This window comes from Dechloromonas sp. ZY10 (genome assembly GCF_041378895.1).
Lineage (GTDB): Bacteria > Pseudomonadota > Gammaproteobacteria > Burkholderiales > Rhodocyclaceae > Azonexus > Azonexus aquae.
Window position 1 is genome coordinate 3381630 of the sequence record NZ_CP144212.1, and the last position, 17420, is coordinate 3399049.

Here is a 17420-nt window from a genome sequence, read left to right on the forward strand (position 1 = left end):
CCCTGCTACCCGCGAGGACTCACAGGCTGCGATAGAGTTCAAGCAGGCGTCCGGCCATCGCCGCCAGACTCAACTCGGCCACTGCCGCGCGGGCAGCCGCCTGTGCCGCCGGCTGCCCGCCGAGAATGCATAATTCGGCGAGTGCGGCGCTCAGCGCATCGACGGCCAAGGCATCGACGACGCGGCCGTTTTCACCGTCGCGAATCCACTCCTGCGCGCCGCAGCCGGTGGTGGTCACCGTCGGCAGGCCGCAGGCCAGGGCCTCCAGCGCCGCGTTCGGGCAGGGATCGTAGAGCGTCGGCAGGACGAAGCCGTCGGCGGCGCCGTACCACGGGCGGACATCCTTGAGCGGGCCGGTGAATAGCACCCGTTCGCCCAGCCCCAGTTTTTGCGCGGCGGCCTGCAGCGCCTTCAGCTTGCGGTCGGCGCCGACGATCACCAGCCGCGCCTCGCGCTCGGGCAGGTCGGCAAAGGCCTGCAGCAACTGTGGCACGCCCTTGCGCTCGAAACCGCTGCCGACGTAAAGGAGCAGCGGCACCGCCTCGGGAATCCCGGCGGCGGCGCGGGTCGCGGCGCGAAATTCGGCGCGCAGGCCGGGGTGGAATACGCTGGTGTCGAGACCGTTGTAGATCACCGCCAGCTGTTCACGGTCAACGCCGTAAAAAGCCGAAATTTCGTCGGCAACCATCTGCGAATTGCAGATCACCCGGCGCAGAGCCGGATGCGCGAACATCTCCCGCTCGGCGTCAAGGACGTAACGGTGGTAGCCCGACAGTCGCTGCCCGAGCCGCGCCAGCGGCCCGAGTTGGCGCGCCCGGTGGCGCAGCCAGGCGGCGTGCACGCCGTCGCCGGCGCGGAACACGGTGCAGCCGGGAATCCGCTCGTGCGCCTGGACGATGTCGAAACCGGCGCACGCGGTCAGCGCCTGCACCGCCCGGGCAAAACTGCGGTCGCGTGCGGCGCGGCCGCCGAACAGCCGTGAGTAGGCCGGATCGCAGGTGATCTGCTGAAAACCGGCCTGCGGCGCGCCGTCCCAGTTGCGGGTGATCAGCGTCACCTCGGCGCCCTCGCTGCTCAAGGCGGCCAGCGCCCGCTCGACGAAACGCTCGGCGCCGCCGTAGGGGTTGTAACGCTGGCGAACGATGGCGATCTTCATGCCGGGTACAGCTCGCGCACGGCCGCCAGCACGGTCTCGACCTCGATCGTCGCCAGGCAGTCGCTAAGTTTGCCGCCGCCACAGCCGTCGATGCCGCAGGGGCGACAGGGGTGGCGGTCGCTGGCGATCACCCGGTGCGGCACGCCCCACGGCCCCCACTGCTTGTCGCCGGAAGGGCCGAACAGCGCCACCACCGGCGTACCGACCGCCGCTGCGATGTGCATCGGCGCCGAATCGACGCCAATGAACAGCCTCGCAGCCTGGGTCAGCGCCGCCAGTTCCTTGAGCGACAACTCGCCGGCCAGGCTGGGCACGGGCTGCGCCAGGCGGGCCTGGATCGCATCGACCATCGCCCGCTCGTCGGCGCTCGGCGCGGCGCTCAGCACCACGGCGTGGCCAGCGGCCTGCAATTCGCCGATCAAGGCCGCCATACGGTCGACCGGCCAGCATTTGAAAAACCAGCGCGAAGCCGGGTGGATGTGGATGAAGGGCGTCCCAGCCAAGCCCAGCGCAGCCAGCTTGTCGCCGACCCGGCGGGTGGCCTCGGCGCCCGGCACCAGCAGCAGGCGGCGCTGCTCCGGCGTCGGCTGCAGACCGAGCCGGCGCAAGGCGTCAAGGTTGCTCTCGGCCATATGGCGGAGCGCATTCTTCGGCTGCGCCTGGAGGTGGGTGAAGGCCTTTTTCCAGCGCTTGCCGCGCCCGGCCACGCTCGGCCCGACCGACCAGCGCGGCTTGAGCAGGCGGCACAGCCAGGCGCCGCGCCAGTGTTCGGTGAGGTGCACGATCAGGTCGTAGCCGGCTGCCTGCAGACGACGGTAGAGCGCCAGTTCGGCACGCAGCTGGCCGAGCACACCGAGTTTCTTCCATTGCCGGTCGATGCCCAGCACCTCGCGGATCGCCGGATGGTCGCGCAGCATGTCGGCGGTGTCGGCATAGACCAGCGCGTCGATCTCGACCTGCGGCGCCTGCGCCTTCAGCGCAGTGAATACCGGCGAAGAAACCAGCACGTCGCCATGGTGGCGCAGCTTGATCACCAGCGCCCGGCGGACTTCGCCAAAGGGGATGGCATCGCGCAACTGCGACGGCAAGGGCGGAAAGGCGGGAGCGGAAGATTCAGTCATGGGCCGGCATTTTACCGGCAGCGGCGGCGATTATTGCGCCGCACCGGCATCGCCGTCCGGCGTCCGCTGCCACACGGTCAACGAGGCATAGTCGCAGGCCAGATCGCACCAGCGTTCGGGCGGCAGGCCCTGGTCGGCGGCGAGCAGGCTGCGGATCACGCCGGCGTGGGTGACAACCACCGTGTCCCGATCGGGCAGGGTGTTGAAGAAGTCGAGCACGCGCGCCTGCAACTGCCACGGCGACTCGCCGCCGGGCGGCGCATAACCGCCGACGTCGGCAGCCCAGGCATCGATCTGGTCGCGCGGGATGGCGTCCCACGGTCGACCTTCCCAGGCGCCGAAATCGATCTCGGCCAGCCGCGAATCGAGCCGCAACGGTGCTTCCTCGCCCGCCGTCCCGCCCGCTGCGGCGGCGAGCGCCTGCGCCAGGTCGCGGCAACGGCGCAGCGGACTCGACCACAGCGGCAGCCCGGCCGGTACTTGCGGGCGCAAGGCGGCGGCGGCGAAGGTCGGGTTTTCGGCGGCGATGTCGAGTTGACCGTAGCAGACGCCGGCGGCGATCAGGGGACGCGGATGACGGATCAGGTAAAGGCGCACGCGGAACAGGCGGCCGGGCCGCAGGGGAGCTGAAAACAGCCGCCAGTATCGCAGAAAGGCGCGGCCGGCCTTACAGCGCCAGTACCGGCACGGTACCGGGCCGCCGCTGCAGACGCCGTTGCAAACCGAGTGGCAGACCCAGGCAGGTCTGGCGCGGAATCACCAGCGCTGTGCATTGCTGCTCTTCGGCCAGCGCCCGCAACAAGGTGGCCGGATCGCCGGTCCGGCAGTAGCCCCGGCACGGAATGCCCGCAGCCTGCAAGCGCGCGGCCGCCAACTGCAGGAAAATCCCGGCACGCTCGGCAAAGTGCTGCGCCACCTCGGCCTCGCTGCGAAACTTGAGGACCTCCCAGCAGCGCACCGGCTCGATCACATACAACAGCACCACCTCAAGAGCCTGCCCGGCGGATTGCAGCGCCTGCGCATGATCGAGCAATTGCCGGCTGCGGTCGCTGGCATCGATCAGGAACAGCAGGCGACGGATGCTCGCTTCGGATGCCAGGTCGCTCATCGCACCACCGCCACGGTCTACAGGGCCAAAAAGGCAAAAATCGCGACGCAGGTCGGCGGCAACGCCGCCAGCAGGAGACCGAGCGGGCTCACCGACTCATCCTCGAAGCTGCCCTTGAGAATCGCCAGCCCGGCTGGATTCGGCGCGTTGGCAATCACCGTCAGGCCGCCGCCGGTCACCGCGCCGGCGACGATCGCGTACTTGAACTCCGGCGTCACGCCCTCGACCAGCGAGGCCAGGTAAGTCAGTGCCGCGTTGTCGGTCACCGCCGTCAGCGCGGTCGCCAGGAAATACAGCACGGTCGGTTCGACCCCGGTCAGCGCCTGCTGCAGCCACCATTGCTGCAGGCCGCCAAGGACCACCAGCCCGGCCAGGAAGAAGGCGACCAGCAACCCCTCGCGCAGGATCAGGCGCTCCTGGTACTGCTTGTAGGCTTCGGCATAGCCGAGAAAAAGCAGGAACACGCCCATGAAGACCACCGGATGATGGGCAAAAGCGACCACCCCGACCAGGAACAGCACATGGATCGCCGCCACTCCGCTGGGAATCCGCAGCGCCTCGCCAGCCATTGGTGCCGCCCCCTTGCCCGCCAGTTCATGGCGGAAGAACCAGGTCAGCACCAGCGCGTTGACCACCACGGCAAAGGCCGCCTTCCAGCCGAAATGCGAGAGCATGAACAGCGTGTCCCACTGCCACTTGGCCGCGACCATCAAGACCGGCGGCGCAGCGAAGTTGGTCAAGGTGCCGCCGATCGAAATATTCACGAAGAGCAGGCCGAGCGTCGCATACTTGAGCCGGGTGGACAGGCCCTGGCGGAAAAAGCCGTCACGCAGCATCAACGCGGCCAGGGTCATCGCCGCCGGCTCGGTGATGAAAGAGCCGAGCAGCGGCACCAGAGACAGGCACAGGAAATACACCGCCACCGCCCGGCGCACCGGAATCATCGCCGCCAGGGCCTGCACCGCTGCCATCACCGTATGCAGGATCGGCCGGCTGGCGGCGATCACCATGATCACGAAGACGAACATCGGCTCGGTGAAATTGCGGCTTTCCAGATACTCGACCGCCGCCGGCTTGCCAGACCACCAGAACAACATCGCCACCAGCACGAAGGCCCAGAAGCCGAACACCACCTCGACCTCGGCCAGCAGATGCCAGAGCCCGGCATGGCGCGGCTGAACATGCGCCAGATGGGCGAAGAACTTGGTCGAAAAGGTATGCAGTACCGCGATGGCAAACAAAGCAGTGGCAAACAGTTCAGGGGTCGAAATCGGAGCGGAAGGCATTGCGGGCGGGACGAAAATGAAGGGGGAGCTTGCGCCCTACTCTAGCCCCGGATTGCCACTGCGGAAATTCGGGGTCGTCTTACGGGAAACCCTTACGCGCAACCCGCCGTCGCAAAGCGGCGGCTTTCAGCCACAATGCCGGCATGCCCGCCCGCCTTGCCACCGCTCTGACCGTCGCTGCCTTCGCCGCGCTCTACATTGCGCTCGACGCAGCCAGTTTCATCGCGCCACTACACGGCCTCAACATCACGCCATGGAACCCGGCACCGGCCCTGGCACTGGTCTATCTGCTGCGGCAAGGCCCGGCCGCACCGTGGACCGTACTGCTCACGGTGGTGGTCGCAGAAAGCCTGATTCGCGGCCTTGCCGCTCCCTGGTGGCCGGGGCTGTTGTCGACCGCACTGCTCGGCGCCGGCTATCTCGCCCTGGGCCGGATTCTGGCCCGGCTTCTGCCGCCTACCGGCCTGCTCGACGACCGCCGCACGCTGTTTGCCTGGAGCGGCTGCATCGCCGGCGGCACCCTGCTGCTCAGTTTGCTCTACCTCAGCGCCTTGCACTTCTCCGGCCTGTTGCCGGCCGCCGGCTGGCTGAACGGGGTGCGTCGCTTCTGGATCGGCGACAGCGTCGGGATCATCGTCGCCATGCCCCTTTTCTGGTGGCTGAGCAGCCCGCGCGGCCGCGAACTGCTGCGCCAGATCGTACGCAAGCCGGAAACCGCTGCCTACGCCTTGCTCAGCCTGCTGATGCTGTGGCTGGCCTTTGCCGACGGCCACCACAGTTTTCGCCTCGCCTACCTGCTCTTCCTGCCGATCGTCTGGGCCTCGGTCCGGCAGGGCATGGCTGGCGCCATCGTCGCCGCCAGCCTGCTCCAGATCGAGATCATCGCCACCGCGCAAATCCTCGGCTACAGCGGGGTGACGCTGGCCGAATTCCAGATGCTGTCGCTGGCGATGGCGCTGATCGGCTTTTTCATCGGTGCGATTGTCGACGAACAGCGGCGCACCAGCGAGGAATTGCGCCACAGTCTGCGCCTGGCGGCCGCTGGCGAAATGGCCGGCGCCCTGGCGCACGAACTGAATCAACCGCTGACCGCACTGGCCGCTTACGCTGCCGCCAGCGAAACCCTGCTTGCCCGCAACGACAGCGGCGACCGGCTGCGCACCGCCCTGGACGGCCTGGTGCGCGAATCGAACCGGGCTGGCGAGGTATTGCGCCGCCTGCGCGATTTCTTCCGCACCGGCGCCACCCAGCTTGAATCTTTCCCGCTCGGCGAGTTGGTGGCACAGGCCGTGGCTGGCTGCCAGGCACGCGCCGGCCGCGCAGGAATCGCGCTGGCAGTCGGTGAGTTGCCGTCGGCTCTCCTGCTGGCCGACCGCCTGCAACTCGAAGTGGTGCTGCGCAACCTGCTCGCCAATGCCTGCGACGCGCTCGAAGCACTCCCCGCCGGGGCCCCCCGGCAGATCCGCATCGATGGTCAGCTGCTGCCCGGCCAGCGCCTCTGCCTGCAGGTCGAGGACAGCGGCCCCGGAATTTCGCCGGCGGTTGCCGCCCGCCTGTTCGAGCCCTTCCAGTCCGACAAGTCGAGTGGCCTCGGGCTGGGCCTGGCAATCAGCCGGGCGATTGTCGAGACGCACGGCGGCACGCTGTGGGGCGAGGTCGCCGGGCACGGCCGGTTCAAGATTGTCTTACCCGTTCAGGAATCCGCATGAACTCTCAACTGACTGTTTTCATCGTCGATGACGATCCGGCCGTGCGCGACGCGCTCGGCCTGCTGCTCGGAGTCCATGACTATCGCGTCGCCTTGTTTGCCGATGGCGAAAGTTTCATCAACGCCTTCCGTCCGGAATGGCGCGGTTGCGCACTGCTCGACATCCGCATGCCCGGGATCGATGGCCTCAGCCTGCAGAAAAAGCTGGGCGAAATTGGTAGCCAGTTGCCGGTGATCGTGATGACCGGGCACGGCGACGTGGCCTCGGCGCGCGAGGCCTTCCGCGCGCTGGCGCTCGATTTTCTCGAAAAACCGCTCGACCGCGAACGCCTGCTGGCGGCGATCGAAGAAGCCTTTACCCGACAGCGCGACAGCCTGCAACAAGCTGCCGAGATCCGGCAGAACCACCAATTGCTGGCCCGCCTGACCCCGCGCGAAGCCGAAATCATGGCGCGTGTGGTCGCCGGCCGGCACAACCGCGAAATCGCCGCTGAACTCGGGATCAGCCCGCGCACGGTCGAGGTGCACAAGGCGCGGATGATGGACAAGCTCGGCGTCGGCAGCGTCGCCGAACTGGTCCGCCTGCAGCTGAGCGGCGAACGCTGAAAGCAAAACGGCGGGGCCGGCATTTTTGCCTTTCCCGCCGGTTGACCGTGGCAGCGGGCCACCGCCCGCGCCCGGAGCCAGCTCAGAAGTGCGCTTCGACGCGCAGCAGCGGCGTCCGCGTGGTCTTGCTGACGATGAAGCCGGGGATGCTGGCCGAAGCCGCGCCGTCGTAAGTCCCGTATTTGTGGTCCCAGTACTGCAGGCCGGGGCCGGCGTAGAACTGGCCTTTGCGACCACCGGCCAGTTGCCCGAGATCGAACATGTAGAAGGCTTCGAGCAGGGTTTCGGTGCGCGTACCGACGCCGGCGGTATCGTTGCCCTTCGGCCCGGTAACGCTGACGAAACCCTTGAACTTGCCCGGCCCGATGTCGATGCCCCAGGCCGACGCGAATTGCCAGGTGGTGTCGAAGCGCTGGCGGATCGGCGAGTTGAAACGGTTCTGGTTGCGCTCGTGGTAGGCGTAAAGCCCGACATCCCAGAAACCGGGAACGTTGAAACTGACGCTTGGGCCGGCGACCAGATCGAAGGGACGGGCGTGGATGGCGTTGTTCTTGGTCCCGGCGTTGAAACCGGTAACCAGGCCGTAATCGCGGATAAAACCGCCGCCCAGCGGCTTGCCGGCGACTGCCGACAAGGACAGGGTGTGGCGGAAGACGCCGAAAATCTCGTCGGCACCCTGCGCTCCGGCAACGCCGTCGGCCGGGTCCTTGCCGTTCGAGCGGATCCACTCGATGTTGGCAAAATTGGTGCCGTAGCGGTAGCCGCTGACGTGCTGCAGTCCGTAGGTCGTCACCCGCACGTCCTGCTCACGGTAATTGCGGCCATCGCCGCCGAGGTCGAAACGGGTGCCGGGGAACTTGTAGTTCGGCCCGTGATTGACGAACAGCGAGGTATCGCTCCAGTCGAGCGCGGAGGCGCTCAAGGCACAGCCGCCAAGCGCGGCTGCCGCCAGAATGCGTGCAATTTTCATCGTTCTTTTTTCCCTGAAATGAAGAGCGGAGGTCCGCGCCCCCGACAACTTGGCAAAGATAACAGCCGCAGCCGCCGCCGTCAGTTGCGGAAAACACTCAAGCACGGCACCTGCCCGCGCTCAGGCCCGCCACTGCGCCGCCAGACCGAGGTAGAAGGCGATTTCGCCGACCTGCTGCACCGCCCCCAGCGTATCGCCGGTATAGCCGCCCAGCCAGCGCCGGCACTTGCCGGCCAGCCACAGCGTACTCAGCAACAGCAAAGCCAGCGCCAACAGTGCTGATGGTGCTGGCAGCCAGTACAGCGGCGGCAATGCGAACAGCGCAGCAAAGCCCAGACTGCCCGCCGACAGGCGTTGCGCCACCGGCCGCGCCTTGCTTGAAGCATCGGCACGCGCGTAATCGAGCGTCGCCATCAGCCCCAGCGCGGCGTAGCGCGAGACGGCGTGGCCGGCGACCAAGGCCGGCACCACCAGCGCCGGCGGCAGGCTGGCGAGCAGCAGCAGTTTGCTGCTCAGCCCCAGCCACAACGCGACCACGCCGTAACTGCCGACCCGCGAATCCTTCATGATGTCGAGGATGCGCGCCTTGTCCCAGCCGCCGCCGAGGCCGTCGGCGGTATCCGACAAGCCATCCTCGTGGAAGGCGCCGGTCGCCAGCAGCATCGCCGCCAGCGCCAGCAGCACCGCCACCGGCTGCGACCAGAGATGGTGCGCGGTGACGAAGACCGCGCTACCGATGCCGCCGACCAGCAGGCCGACTGCCGGCAGGTAGCGGGCGGCGGCGTGCAGCGCCTCGGGACTGAAACCGACCCAGGCCGGCACCGGCAAGCGGCTGAAATAAGCGCAGGCGGCGAGGAAATAGCCGAGTTCGCGGCGCAGCCAGGCCATTGCCCTAGGCCTTGTCGGCAACACCGGCCGACTCGAAGCTGGCCATTTCGTTGAGGAAGGCGGCGGCGGCCTGCAGCAGCGGGAAGGCCAGCGCCGCGCCGGTGCCTTCGCCGAGGCGCAGGCCGAGGTCGAGCAGGGCTTCTGCCTGCAAGGCCTGCAACTGGGCGCGGGCGCCCGGCTCGGCCGAGCGGTGGCAGAAGACGCAGTAGTCGCGCAGCGCCGGTTGCACGCGGCAGGCGACCAGCGCCGCCGAACTGACGATGAAGCCGTCGACCAGCAGGACCATCCCGGCCTCGCCGGCAGCCAGCATCGCGCCGACCATCGCCGCAATCTCGAAACCGCCGAATTCGGCGAGCAAGGTCAGCGGGTCGCCACCGACCGTCTGGCCACCGGCCGCCGCATAGCGGGCCAGCGCCTGTTCGAGCAGCGCCTGCTTGCGCGCCAGGCCAGCGTCGTCAAGGCCGGCGCCACGGCCGATGCAATCGGCCAGCGAAGCGCCGGTCAGGGCATGCGTCAGCAAGGAAGCGGAGGCCGTATTGCCGATCCCCATTTCGCCGAAGCCGACCACGTTGCAGCCCTCGGCGGCCAGGCGGCGGACGATCCCGGCGCCATGTTCGAGCGCCTGCGCGCACTGGGCGCCGGTCATCGCCGGCTGCTCCAGGTAGTTGGCGGTGCCGGGCGCGACCTTGGCGTCGAGCAAACCGGGGCGCGGCGCGAAATCATGGGCGACGCCAGCGTCGACGACGCTCAGCTCCAACCCGTTGAGACGGGCGAAAACGTTGATCGCGGCACCGCCGGCAAGGAAGTTCTCGACCATCTGCCAGGTCACTTCCTGCGGGAAGGCCGAAATCCCGGCCTTGGCCGCGCCGTGGTCGCCGGCAAAGACCAGCATCTGCGGCCGGCGCAGTTCCGGGCTCAGCGTTTGCTGGATCAGGCCCAGCTGCAGCGCCAGACGCTCCAGCTGGCCGAGCGCGCCGAGCGGCTTGGTCTTGCGGTCGATCTTGTGTTGCAGTTTGGCGGCAATTTCACGGTCGACCGTGGAAACGACGATTTTTTCAGCAATGGAATGCATCCGATTCTCCAAAAACAAAAAGGGCCTCGCCGTTGCATCCGGCCAGAACGCAACGACGAAGCCCTGTCCACAGGCTTCTTCCTGATTGAGATTGAATTTCCGACAGGTCTTCTGGCTTCCGGATCGTTCCGCTCACCGCGTCTTCCCGGAGGGTTTGTTTCCCCTCGTAGTGACTTCTTGCGGCGGCAGTCCCCGGTTACAGCGGCGGGCCCGCCCCGGAATTGCAGCCTGCGCCGCGCACCGGGTTCCATTTTGTCGGAAGCCGCGATTATGCCGCCCGTCGACGGTTGCCGCCAAGCGGTACAAAGTCGACAATGCATGCCATGAAAGAACTAATCCTGGGTGGCGCCCGTTCCGGCAAAAGTCTGTTTGCCGAGCGTTGCGCCCATGACGATGAAGCGGTGGGCCGGCGGGTCATCTACCTGGCGACGGCGGAAGCGCGCGACGGTGAGATGCAGCGGCGGATTGTGCAGCATCGCGAACGGCGGCCGGCGCACTGGGCAACCTGCGAGGAGCGGCTGGCGCTGGCGGCCAAGCTGCGCGAACTGGCCGCGCCCGATACCTGCATCCTGGTCGATTGCCTGACCCTGTGGCTGACCAACCTGCTCTTCGCCGGCCGTGCGGCGGCACAGGCGGAAGCCGGCGAGACCGTCGACTGCCCGCTCTTCCTCGGCGAAACCGCCGCGCTGGTTGCCACCCTGCCGACCCTGCCCGGCCGCATTCTGCTGGTCTCCAACGAAGTCGGCTGGGGCGTGGTGCCAATGCACCCGGTCTCGCGCCTGTTCGCCGACGAGCAGGGACGGCTGAACCAGCGGGTGGCGGCGGTCTGCGATCAGGTGAATCTGGTTGCCGCCGGCCTGCCACTCAGGTTGAAATAAGGCATTTTCACGGTCGACCGTAAAAATCATGGAAAAACTGCTCGACACCCTCGCTTCCGGCATCCACGATGCGCGCAACCAGCTGCTGATCGCCGAAAGCCAGCTCGCCGAACGCGAATCTCGGCACGGCATCGACCTCGGCGAAGCGCGGCAGGCGATTGAAAACGCTGCCGGCCGGCTGACCCGCCTGCTTACCGCCTACCGGCTGATGCAGCACGATGCCCGCCTGGCGCTGCAGCCCTGCCGGATCGACGAGCTCTGTGCCGAAGCAGCGCTGACCCAGCGTTCGCCATTTGCTGCCCGCGGGCTCGAACTGACGGTAGACTGCCAGGTCCTCGACGAATGGGTTTGCGCCCGCGATCTGGTTGCCGACATGCTCAACAATGCCTTGCAGAATGCTTGCCGCCACGCCCGCCAGCGGGTCCGGCTAAGCGCCCGCACCAATGCCGACGGCCTCCAGCTGTGCGTCGAGGATGACGGCCCGGGCTTTTCCGAACTGCCGCCGCAAACTACCGGCAGCGGCCTGCTGCTGGCAGGCCGGCTGGCTGAACTGCACCGCCGCAGCGAGCGGCATGGCCACCTCCAACTGAGTAACGGCGGCCGTCTTGGCGGCGCCGTCTTTACCCTGACCCTGCCATGAGCGTCGATTTCTCGAAAAAGCGCTTTCTCGTCGTCGACGACCAGCCGATGGCGCGCGAAGCCTTGCGCACCATCGCCCAGAGCGCCGGTGCCTTCGCCGTCGAGTTCGCGGTCGGCTATCAGGATGCGCTCTATCGCATCCGCAACAACCCGCCCGATGTCATCCTCTGCGACTACATGCTGGGCAAGGACCGCTCCGGCCAACAGTTGCTGGAAGAGGTGCGCCGCTTCAACCTGCTCACCGACGAAGCGATCTTCATCATGGTCACTGGCGAACAGGCCTACGAGCAGGTGGTTTCGGCGGTCGAACTGGCACCCGACGAGTACATCATCAAGCCCTTCTCGCCGGACAAGCTGCTGTTCCGCCTCGAACGCGTCGCCGCGCGCAAGGAGTTTTTCTCGCCCTATTACCGGCTGCGCCGCAACGGCGACTACCCCGGCGCACTGACCACCCTCGGCCAGCTGGCGAAAAACGAAGAAGGCCGCCAGTACCGCTACGAAATCATGCGCCAGCAGGCCGAAACCATGCTCGCCGGCGGCAATGCCACCGCTGCCGAAACCGCCTATCGGGCGATCCTGGAAAATTACCAGTTCCCCTGGGCACAGGCCGGCGTCGCCCGGTCGCTGCACCATCAGCAACGGACCAGCGAAGCGCGCGAGGAAATCGAGCGCGTGGTCGCCGGCGCGCCGCACTTCTTCGATGCTGCCGACCTCAAGGCCCAGATCTGCATGGCCCAGGGCGATCATGCCGAGGCCCAGCGGGTACTCGACGACGTTGCCCGGCGAACGCCGCGCAACTATCTGCGCAAGCGCCTGCTGGCCGAAGCCGCGACGCTCAACGGCGACGTCGAGACGGCGCGCACGGCAATGGCCGACGTGATCGAGAACGACACCATGCCCGGCGCAATCACCCTGCCCGATCAACTGGCGCTGGTACGCAGCTATCTGGCCGCCAACGATCCGATCAACGCCGAGAAAATCCTGTACACGATCAAGGAAAGCGACCTGCTCTACAGCGAACTGGGAATCCAGGCCAGCTACTACGCGTTGCTGACCCTGACCCTGCCGAGCAAGGGCAAGCCCAAACTGGCCGGCCTCCGCCCGGCGCTGATGGCGACGCCGTTCGATGCCGCGACCCACCTCGATCTGCTGCACGCTGCGCTGTCGGTCGGCGACGACCTGCTCGCCGACACCCAGGCGACACACCTGCTCTCTAGCCACGACGCCAAGAAAGTCTTTGCCACCCTGCGCAAGTACTACGCGCTGTACGGCCGCGAGGCCGATTTGCGCAATCTGCAGCGCGAAGTCGCACTGCAACGCATCCGCGTCCGCGACAGCCAGGCCGAGCCCGGCGAAGCCGCCATCGCAACCCCGGACGCGACCTGAAAACGCCTCAAGCGAGCGGGTAACCGGGCAGCAGTTCCGCCATCCGCCGCCGGTCCAGCGCCGCCCAGGTCGAATCGGCCAGGCGGTCGAGATCGGCCTCGCGGCGGGCGGCAAAATCGACCCGCTCGACCTCGCCGGCACCGGCCCAGCGGAGCAGCGCCGAAAGCGCCTCGGGATGGTCGAAGAGGCCGTGGCAATAGGTGCCGAGGACCTGCCCGTCAGCGGACAAGGCGCCATCCGGCCGCTCGCCCTCGGCCGCAGCCAGCCACACCGCCGGCTGCGCCAGACCGGCGCCGCGCGTCACCCCGAGGTGGATTTCGTAGCCGCTCATTGCGGCGGCAGTCGCTCCGGCAAAAGCCAGACGGCCCTGCACATTGCGCAACTGCTTTTCGGCTTCCAGCGTCGTTTCAACGTCGAGAAAACCCAGGCCGGCAGTCGAGCCGGACGCGCCTTCGCGGCCGTCCGGGTCATGCACTTGGCGCCCGAGCATCTGGTAGCCACCACAGAGGCCGATCACCTTGCCGCCGTAGCGCAGGTGCCGCGCCACCGCTGCGTCCCAGCCTTGGGCGCGCAGCCAGTCGAGGTCGCCGCGCACCGCCTTGGAGCCGGGAAGCACGATCAGGTCGGCCGGCGGCAAAGGCTCGCCGGGCTTGATCCAGGAAAAGTCGACCTGCGGGTGCAGGCGCAGCGGATCGAGGTCGTTGTGGTTGGAGGTGCGCGGATAGGCCAGCGCAATCGCGCGCAGTTTTGCCGCTTTTTTGCCGTCGACCGTGGCAGTCGCAATCGCATCCTCGGCGTCGAGCATCAACCCGTGCAGATAGGGCAAGACGCCGAGCACCGGCTTGCCGGTCCGCTCTTCGAGCCAGCGCAGGCCGGATTCGAGCAGCGAAATGTCGCCGCGAAAGCGGTTGATCACGAAACCCTTGACCCGCGCCTGCTCGGACGGCGAGAGCAGTTCCAGGGTCCCGACCAGGTGGGCGAAAACGCCACCCCGGTCGATATCGGCGACCAGGATCACCGGGCAATCGACGGTCTCGGCGAAGCCCATGTTGGCGATGTCGCGGGCACGCAGGTTGATCTCAGCCGGCGAACCGGCGCCTTCGACCAGCACCGCCTCGTAAGCGGAAGTCAGCCGCCCCCACGACTGCAGCACCGCCTGCATCGCGCGCGGCTTGTATTCCTGATAGTCGCGGGCGTTGAGATCGGCGGCGACCTTGCCGTGGATCACCACCTGCGCCTTCTTGTCGGTGGTCGGCTTCAACAGCACCGGGTTGAAGTCGGTATGCGCTTCAAGGCCGCAGGCCAGCGCCTGCAGCGCCTGCGCCCGGCCGATTTCACCGCCATCGACGGTCACCGCCGAGTTGAGCGCCATGTTCTGCGGCTTGAACGGAGCGACAGCGACGCCGTTGCGCTTGAGAATCCGGCATAGCGCGGCAACCAGCGTCGATTTGCCGGCATCGGAAGTAGTGCCCTGCACCATCAGGGTCGAACAGGAAACGGCGGCGGGCTGAGCAGCGGACATGGCAACGACGATGTGAAAAAAGTCCGTAATTATGGCACCATCGCCCCCGCCTGAATGGTTCAGGCAAGTCTCTCGGTGCCATCGACGGATGGAGAATCGGGAAGGCGGTGCGATTCCGCCACGTGCCCAACGCTGTGAGGGGGACGGATGCTGCAGATGCCACTGGCGCCCAGCCGGGAAGGCGCAGCCGCCGGCAGAACCCGAGTCAGAAGACCGGCCGGGAGACCGCAACCGCCGGCCGCATGCCGGCAACACGACTGCAAGGCCAGGCAGCCGCATTTTCCAGAAGGGGAATCCATGGAAAACCTCTCGCCGCAAGCGACCCAATCCGATTCGTCGATAGCGCAGCCCTTTTCCGACGCTGCCCGTGCCGCCGTGTATGAAACCATTTTCAGCCGCCGCGATGTGCGCGGCCAGTTTTTGCCGCAGGCCGTGCCGGAAGAGGTGCTGGCCCGCGTGCTGCTGGCGGCGCACCATGCGCCGTCGGTCGGCTTCATGCAGCCGTGGAATTTTCTCGTCGTCCGCTCGCCCGAGGTCAAGCAGCAGGTGCGTGGGGTGTTCGCCAAGGCCCACGAGGAAGCCGCCGCGATGTTTCCCGACGAGAAGCGCCAGATTTACAGCAAGCTGAAACTCGAAGGCATCGTCGAAGCGCCGATCAACCTGTGCATTACCTGCGACCGGCAACGCACCGGCCCGGTGGTCATCGGGCGCACCCACATCCCGACCATGGACCTCTACAGCAGCGTCTGCGCCGTGCAGAACCTGTGGCTGGCCGCCCGGGCAGAAGGTTTGGGAGTCGGCTGGGTGAGCATCTTCAACGAGCCGGAGCTGCAGGCAGCACTCGGCATTCCGCCGGAAATCGTGCCGATTGCCTACCTGTGCATCGGCTATGTCAGCCATTTTCACGACAAGCCGGAGCTGGAAAAAGCCGGCTGGCTACCCCGGCTGCCGGTCGCCGACCTGCTTTATTACGACCGCTGGGGTGGCAGCGACCCGCAGCAGGCCGACCCGCTCACCGCTACCGTCGCCCGCTTGCAGGATGACATCCAGACTCGGGGCCACTTCCCGCGATGAGTTCTACGCCCGCCGCCGCGATCTTCGCCGCCGCCTGGCCCGCGCTGGCCATGCCGCTGGCGGCGCTGGCCGGAGTCGGTCTCGACCGGCGCTTCGGCGAAGTCAGCCGCTACCATCCGCTGGTCGGCTTTGGCACCTACGCCAATTTTCTCGAACGCCTGCTCAACCGCCGCCAGCGCGGCCCCGGCGTCCTCGCCTGGGGACTGGCGGTGCTGCCCTTTGCAGTCTTTGCGCTATTGCTGCGCCAGGTACTGCCGACGCCGCTGGCCTGGCTGGTCGACGTCATCGCGTTGTACTTCGCGCTTGGCGCGCAAAGCCTGATCGAGCACGCCGAAGCCATCGCCCGCCCGCTCGCCGCTGGCGATCTGGCGACCGCCCGGGTCAAGGTCGGCTGGATCGTCTCGCGCGACACCAGCCAGCTGGATACGACCGGCGTCGCCAAGGCCGGCGTCGAATCGGTGCTGGAAAACGGCAACGATGCAATTTTCGCAACCCTGTTCTGGTTCGCCGTCGGCGGTGCCCCCGGCGTCATCCTGTTCCGGCTGGCCAATACGCTGGATGCGATGTGGGGCTACCGCAACCAACGCTTCAACGCTTTCGGCTGGGCCGCCGCGAAAATCGACGACCTGCTCAACTGGCCCGCCGCGCGGCTCACCGCGCTGAGTTATGCCTTGCTCGGCCAGACCCGGCAGGCCCTGGCCTGCTGGCGCCGGCAGGCGCCCGGGTGGGACAGCCCCAACGCCGGACCGGTGATGGCTGCCGGCGCCGGCAGCCTCGGCGTGCAGTTGGGCGGCGCCGCGATTTACCACGGCCACGAGGAAATCCGCCCGCCGCTCGGCTGCGGCCCGGCCCCGAGCAGCAATGATCTGGCACGGGCCATCGCCCTGGTCCGGCGCACGCTGCACGGCTGGCTGGCCGCGCTGCTGCTGCTGGGCCTGGGACACGGGCTGCTGCTGTTTACCGGAGTCATCCATGCTTGAACACGGAGGCCGCCTGCGCGCTGCCGCTACCCGCCACGGCATTCTGCTGGCCGACTGGCTCGACCTGTCGACCGGCATCAATCCGCAGGGCTGGCCAGTGCCGGCATTGCCGGCCAGCGTCTGGAACCGCCTGCCGGAAGACGACGATGGCCTCGAAGCCGCTGCCGCCGCGTATTACGGCAACGACCAATTGCTGCCGCTGGCCGGCTCACAAGCGGCGATCCAGATGCTGCCGGCACTCTTTCCCCACGCGGCGATTGCCTGCCTCGGCCCGCTCTATGCCGAGCACCCGCACGCCTGGCAACAGGCCGGACACAAGCTGCGCCAGCTCAACCATGCAACGCTGACCCGAGCGTTGAGCGCAGTCACCCCCTACGTGCTCTGCTGCCACCCGAACAATCCAACCGCCGTCACCCAATCGCGGGAAGGCCTGCTTGAAGCCGCTGCGCAATTGCAGAAACGCGGCGGCTGGCTGTTTGTCGACGAGGCCTTCGTCGATTGCACGCCGGAACTGAGCGTGACCCCGGAGGCGGCCAGCGCGGCGGCACCAAACCTGATCGTCTTCCGCTCACTGGGCAAATTCTTCGGCCTGGCCGGCGCCCGCGTCGGCTTTCTCTTTGCCCCCGAGGAAATTCGCCACAAGTTGCGCGAGGCACTCGGCCCCTGGGCGATTTCCGGCCCGGCGCGCGAGGTCGCCCGGCTGGCGCTCGCCGACCATGCCTGGCAAAGCGCGACCCGCCCCCGCCTGCGTGCTGCGGGGGAACGCCTGGCGGAACTGCTGGGACGCTGCGGCGAGGTTCGCCATACGCCGCTGTTTGCCACACTGAGCAGCGAACGCGCCGGCGAACTGGCCGATTTTCTGGCGGCGCGCGGCATCCTGGTCCGCAATTTTCCTGAGCAAGCGCTGCTGCGCTGCGGCTTGCCGGCCGACGAAGCCGGCTGGCAACGCCTGACGGCTGCGCTGACGGCCTGGCAGACAAGCTGACGCCACTCCACGGTCGACCGGCTTTTTGGCAAGAAAAGGCG

General features: G+C 67.4%; 17 protein-coding genes and 2 riboswitches. Of the genes, 8 read left to right on the forward strand and 9 right to left on the reverse strand.

Annotated elements, in window-relative coordinates; all coding sequences use genetic code 11:
- Window positions 1–19: 19 nt before the first annotated feature.
- The 5 genes from VX159_RS15460 to VX159_RS15480 form a co-directional block, all read right to left on the reverse strand.
- Window positions 20–1156, reverse strand: a complete 1137-nt coding sequence (locus VX159_RS15460; RefSeq protein WP_371323764.1) for a glycosyltransferase family 4 protein — start codon at window positions 1154–1156, stop codon at window positions 20–22.
- Window positions 1153–2277 (reverse strand): putative lipopolysaccharide heptosyltransferase III, encoded by a 1125-nt coding sequence (gene rfaQ, locus VX159_RS15465; protein ID WP_371323765.1) that lies wholly within the window; start codon window positions 2275–2277, stop codon window positions 1153–1155. Before rfaQ ends, VX159_RS15460 begins: the two co-directional genes overlap by 4 nt.
- 30 nt (window positions 2278–2307) lie before the next feature.
- Window positions 2308–2874, reverse strand: a complete 567-nt coding sequence (cobC, locus tag VX159_RS15470; RefSeq protein WP_371323766.1) for an alpha-ribazole phosphatase family protein — start codon at window positions 2872–2874, stop codon at window positions 2308–2310.
- A gap of 70 nt (window positions 2875–2944) precedes the next feature.
- Window positions 2945–3385, reverse strand: a complete 441-nt coding sequence (locus VX159_RS15475; RefSeq protein ID WP_371323767.1) for a universal stress protein — start codon at window positions 3383–3385, stop codon at window positions 2945–2947.
- Window positions 3386–3402: 17 nt separating this feature from the next.
- Window positions 3403–4671: a putative Na+/H+ antiporter gene (locus VX159_RS15480; RefSeq protein WP_371323768.1), complete on the reverse strand. Its 1269-nt coding sequence runs from the start codon at window positions 4669–4671 to the stop codon at window positions 3403–3405.
- Between the two features lie 143 nt (window positions 4672–4814).
- Here VX159_RS15480 and VX159_RS15485 point away from each other — a divergent pair, with 143 nt between their 5' ends.
- On the forward strand, window positions 4815–6380 hold the full coding sequence (locus VX159_RS15485) for an ATP-binding protein (RefSeq protein ID WP_371323769.1): 1566 nt from the start codon (window positions 4815–4817) through the stop codon (window positions 6378–6380).
- On the forward strand, window positions 6377–6985 hold the full coding sequence (locus tag VX159_RS15490) for a response regulator transcription factor (RefSeq protein WP_371323770.1): 609 nt from the start codon (window positions 6377–6379) through the stop codon (window positions 6983–6985). Before VX159_RS15485 ends, VX159_RS15490 begins: the two co-directional genes overlap by 4 nt.
- Before the next feature lie 82 nt (window positions 6986–7067).
- On the opposite strand, the gene VX159_RS15495 is transcribed toward VX159_RS15490, so the two are convergent.
- The 3 genes from VX159_RS15495 to cobT all read right to left on the reverse strand — a co-directional run bounded on the left by VX159_RS15495 (window position 7068) and on the right by cobT (window position 9915).
- On the reverse strand, window positions 7068–7955 hold the full coding sequence (locus tag VX159_RS15495; protein WP_371323771.1) for a hypothetical protein: 888 nt from the start codon (window positions 7953–7955) through the stop codon (window positions 7068–7070).
- Window positions 7956–8075: 120 nt separating this feature from the next.
- Window positions 8076–8843: an adenosylcobinamide-GDP ribazoletransferase gene (locus VX159_RS15500; RefSeq protein ID WP_371323772.1), complete on the reverse strand. Its 768-nt coding sequence runs from the start codon at window positions 8841–8843 to the stop codon at window positions 8076–8078.
- Between the two features lie 4 nt (window positions 8844–8847).
- The gene (gene cobT, locus VX159_RS15505) at window positions 8848–9915 is read right to left on the reverse strand and encodes a nicotinate-nucleotide--dimethylbenzimidazole phosphoribosyltransferase (RefSeq protein ID WP_371323773.1); all 1068 of its coding nucleotides are present in this window, start codon (window positions 9913–9915) and stop codon (window positions 8848–8850) included.
- Window positions 9916–10001: 86 nt separating this feature from the next.
- Window positions 10002–10212: riboswitch (cobalamin riboswitch) on the reverse strand.
- 26 nt (window positions 10213–10238) lie between these two features.
- On the opposite strand from cobT, the gene cobU reads away from it, so the two are divergent.
- From cobU to VX159_RS15520, 3 genes are read left to right on the forward strand one after another with little or no spacing between them, the layout of a single operon-like run.
- Window positions 10239–10793, forward strand: coding sequence for a bifunctional adenosylcobinamide kinase/adenosylcobinamide-phosphate guanylyltransferase (cobU, locus tag VX159_RS15510; RefSeq protein ID WP_371323774.1), 555 nt, complete (start codon window positions 10239–10241; stop codon window positions 10791–10793).
- Window positions 10794–10821: 28 nt separating this feature from the next.
- Complete coding sequence (locus VX159_RS15515) at window positions 10822–11433, forward strand: sensor histidine kinase (RefSeq protein WP_371323775.1); 612 nt, start codon at window positions 10822–10824, stop codon at window positions 11431–11433.
- On the forward strand, window positions 11430–12818 hold the full coding sequence (locus VX159_RS15520; RefSeq protein ID WP_371323776.1) for a response regulator: 1389 nt from the start codon (window positions 11430–11432) through the stop codon (window positions 12816–12818). Before VX159_RS15515 ends, VX159_RS15520 begins: the two co-directional genes overlap by 4 nt.
- A gap of 7 nt (window positions 12819–12825) precedes the next feature.
- Here VX159_RS15520 and VX159_RS15525 read toward each other — a convergent pair whose 3' ends face one another.
- Window positions 12826–14340 carry a cobyric acid synthase gene (locus VX159_RS15525; RefSeq protein ID WP_371323777.1) on the reverse strand — a complete coding sequence of 505 codons (1515 nt, stop codon included), beginning with the start codon at window positions 14338–14340 and terminating at the stop codon, window positions 12826–12828.
- Between the two features lie 56 nt (window positions 14341–14396).
- A riboswitch (cobalamin riboswitch) is annotated at window positions 14397–14577 on the forward strand.
- A 60-nt stretch (window positions 14578–14637) separates the two neighbouring features.
- Here VX159_RS15525 and bluB point away from each other — a divergent pair.
- Genes bluB through cobD form a run of 3 tightly spaced genes read left to right on the forward strand, consistent with a single transcriptional unit; the run spans window position 14638 to window position 17379 of the window.
- The gene (gene bluB / locus VX159_RS15530; RefSeq protein ID WP_371323778.1) at window positions 14638–15414 is read left to right on the forward strand and encodes a 5,6-dimethylbenzimidazole synthase; all 777 of its coding nucleotides are present in this window, start codon (window positions 14638–14640) and stop codon (window positions 15412–15414) included.
- Window positions 15411–16394 carry an adenosylcobinamide-phosphate synthase CbiB gene (gene cbiB, locus VX159_RS15535; protein WP_371323779.1) on the forward strand — a complete coding sequence of 328 codons (984 nt, stop codon included), beginning with the start codon at window positions 15411–15413 and terminating at the stop codon, window positions 16392–16394. Before bluB ends, cbiB begins: the two co-directional genes overlap by 4 nt.
- Window positions 16387–17379 (forward strand): threonine-phosphate decarboxylase CobD, encoded by a 993-nt coding sequence (gene cobD / locus VX159_RS15540; RefSeq protein WP_371323780.1) that lies wholly within the window; start codon window positions 16387–16389, stop codon window positions 17377–17379. The genes cbiB and cobD overlap by 8 nt, the downstream gene beginning before the upstream one ends.
- Window positions 17380–17420 lie beyond the last annotated feature (41 nt).

Coding starts and splice junctions, on each gene's coding strand:
- VX159_RS15460 (WP_371323764.1), bottom strand. CDS start 1,156: ATGAAGATCGCCATCGTTCGCCAGCGTTACAACCCCTACGGCGGCGCC.
- rfaQ (WP_371323765.1), bottom strand. CDS start 2,277: ATGACTGAATCTTCCGCTCCCGCCTTTCCGCCCTTGCCGTCGCAGTTG.
- VX159_RS15475 (WP_371323767.1), bottom strand. CDS start 3,385: ATGAGCGACCTGGCATCCGAAGCGAGCATCCGTCGCCTGCTGTTCCTG.
- VX159_RS15480 (WP_371323768.1), bottom strand. CDS start 4,671: ATGCCTTCCGCTCCGATTTCGACCCCTGAACTGTTTGCCACTGCTTTG.
- VX159_RS15485 (WP_371323769.1), top strand. CDS start 4,815: ATGCCCGCCCGCCTTGCCACCGCTCTGACCGTCGCTGCCTTCGCCGCG.
- VX159_RS15490 (WP_371323770.1), top strand. CDS start 6,377: ATGAACTCTCAACTGACTGTTTTCATCGTCGATGACGATCCGGCCGTG.
- VX159_RS15495 (WP_371323771.1), bottom strand. CDS start 7,955: ATGAAAATTGCACGCATTCTGGCGGCAGCCGCGCTTGGCGGCTGTGCC.
- VX159_RS15500 (WP_371323772.1), bottom strand. CDS start 8,843: ATGGCCTGGCTGCGCCGCGAACTCGGCTATTTCCTCGCCGCCTGCGCT.
- cobT (WP_371323773.1), bottom strand. CDS start 9,915: ATGCATTCCATTGCTGAAAAAATCGTCGTTTCCACGGTCGACCGTGAA.
- cobU (WP_371323774.1), top strand. CDS start 10,239: ATGAAAGAACTAATCCTGGGTGGCGCCCGTTCCGGCAAAAGTCTGTTT.
- VX159_RS15515 (WP_371323775.1), top strand. CDS start 10,822: ATGGAAAAACTGCTCGACACCCTCGCTTCCGGCATCCACGATGCGCGC.
- VX159_RS15520 (WP_371323776.1), top strand. CDS start 11,430: ATGAGCGTCGATTTCTCGAAAAAGCGCTTTCTCGTCGTCGACGACCAG.
- VX159_RS15525 (WP_371323777.1), bottom strand. CDS start 14,340: ATGTCCGCTGCTCAGCCCGCCGCCGTTTCCTGTTCGACCCTGATGGTG.
- bluB (WP_371323778.1), top strand. CDS start 14,638: ATGGAAAACCTCTCGCCGCAAGCGACCCAATCCGATTCGTCGATAGCG.
- cbiB (WP_371323779.1), top strand. CDS start 15,411: ATGAGTTCTACGCCCGCCGCCGCGATCTTCGCCGCCGCCTGGCCCGCG.
- cobD (WP_371323780.1), top strand. CDS start 16,387: ATGCTTGAACACGGAGGCCGCCTGCGCGCTGCCGCTACCCGCCACGGC.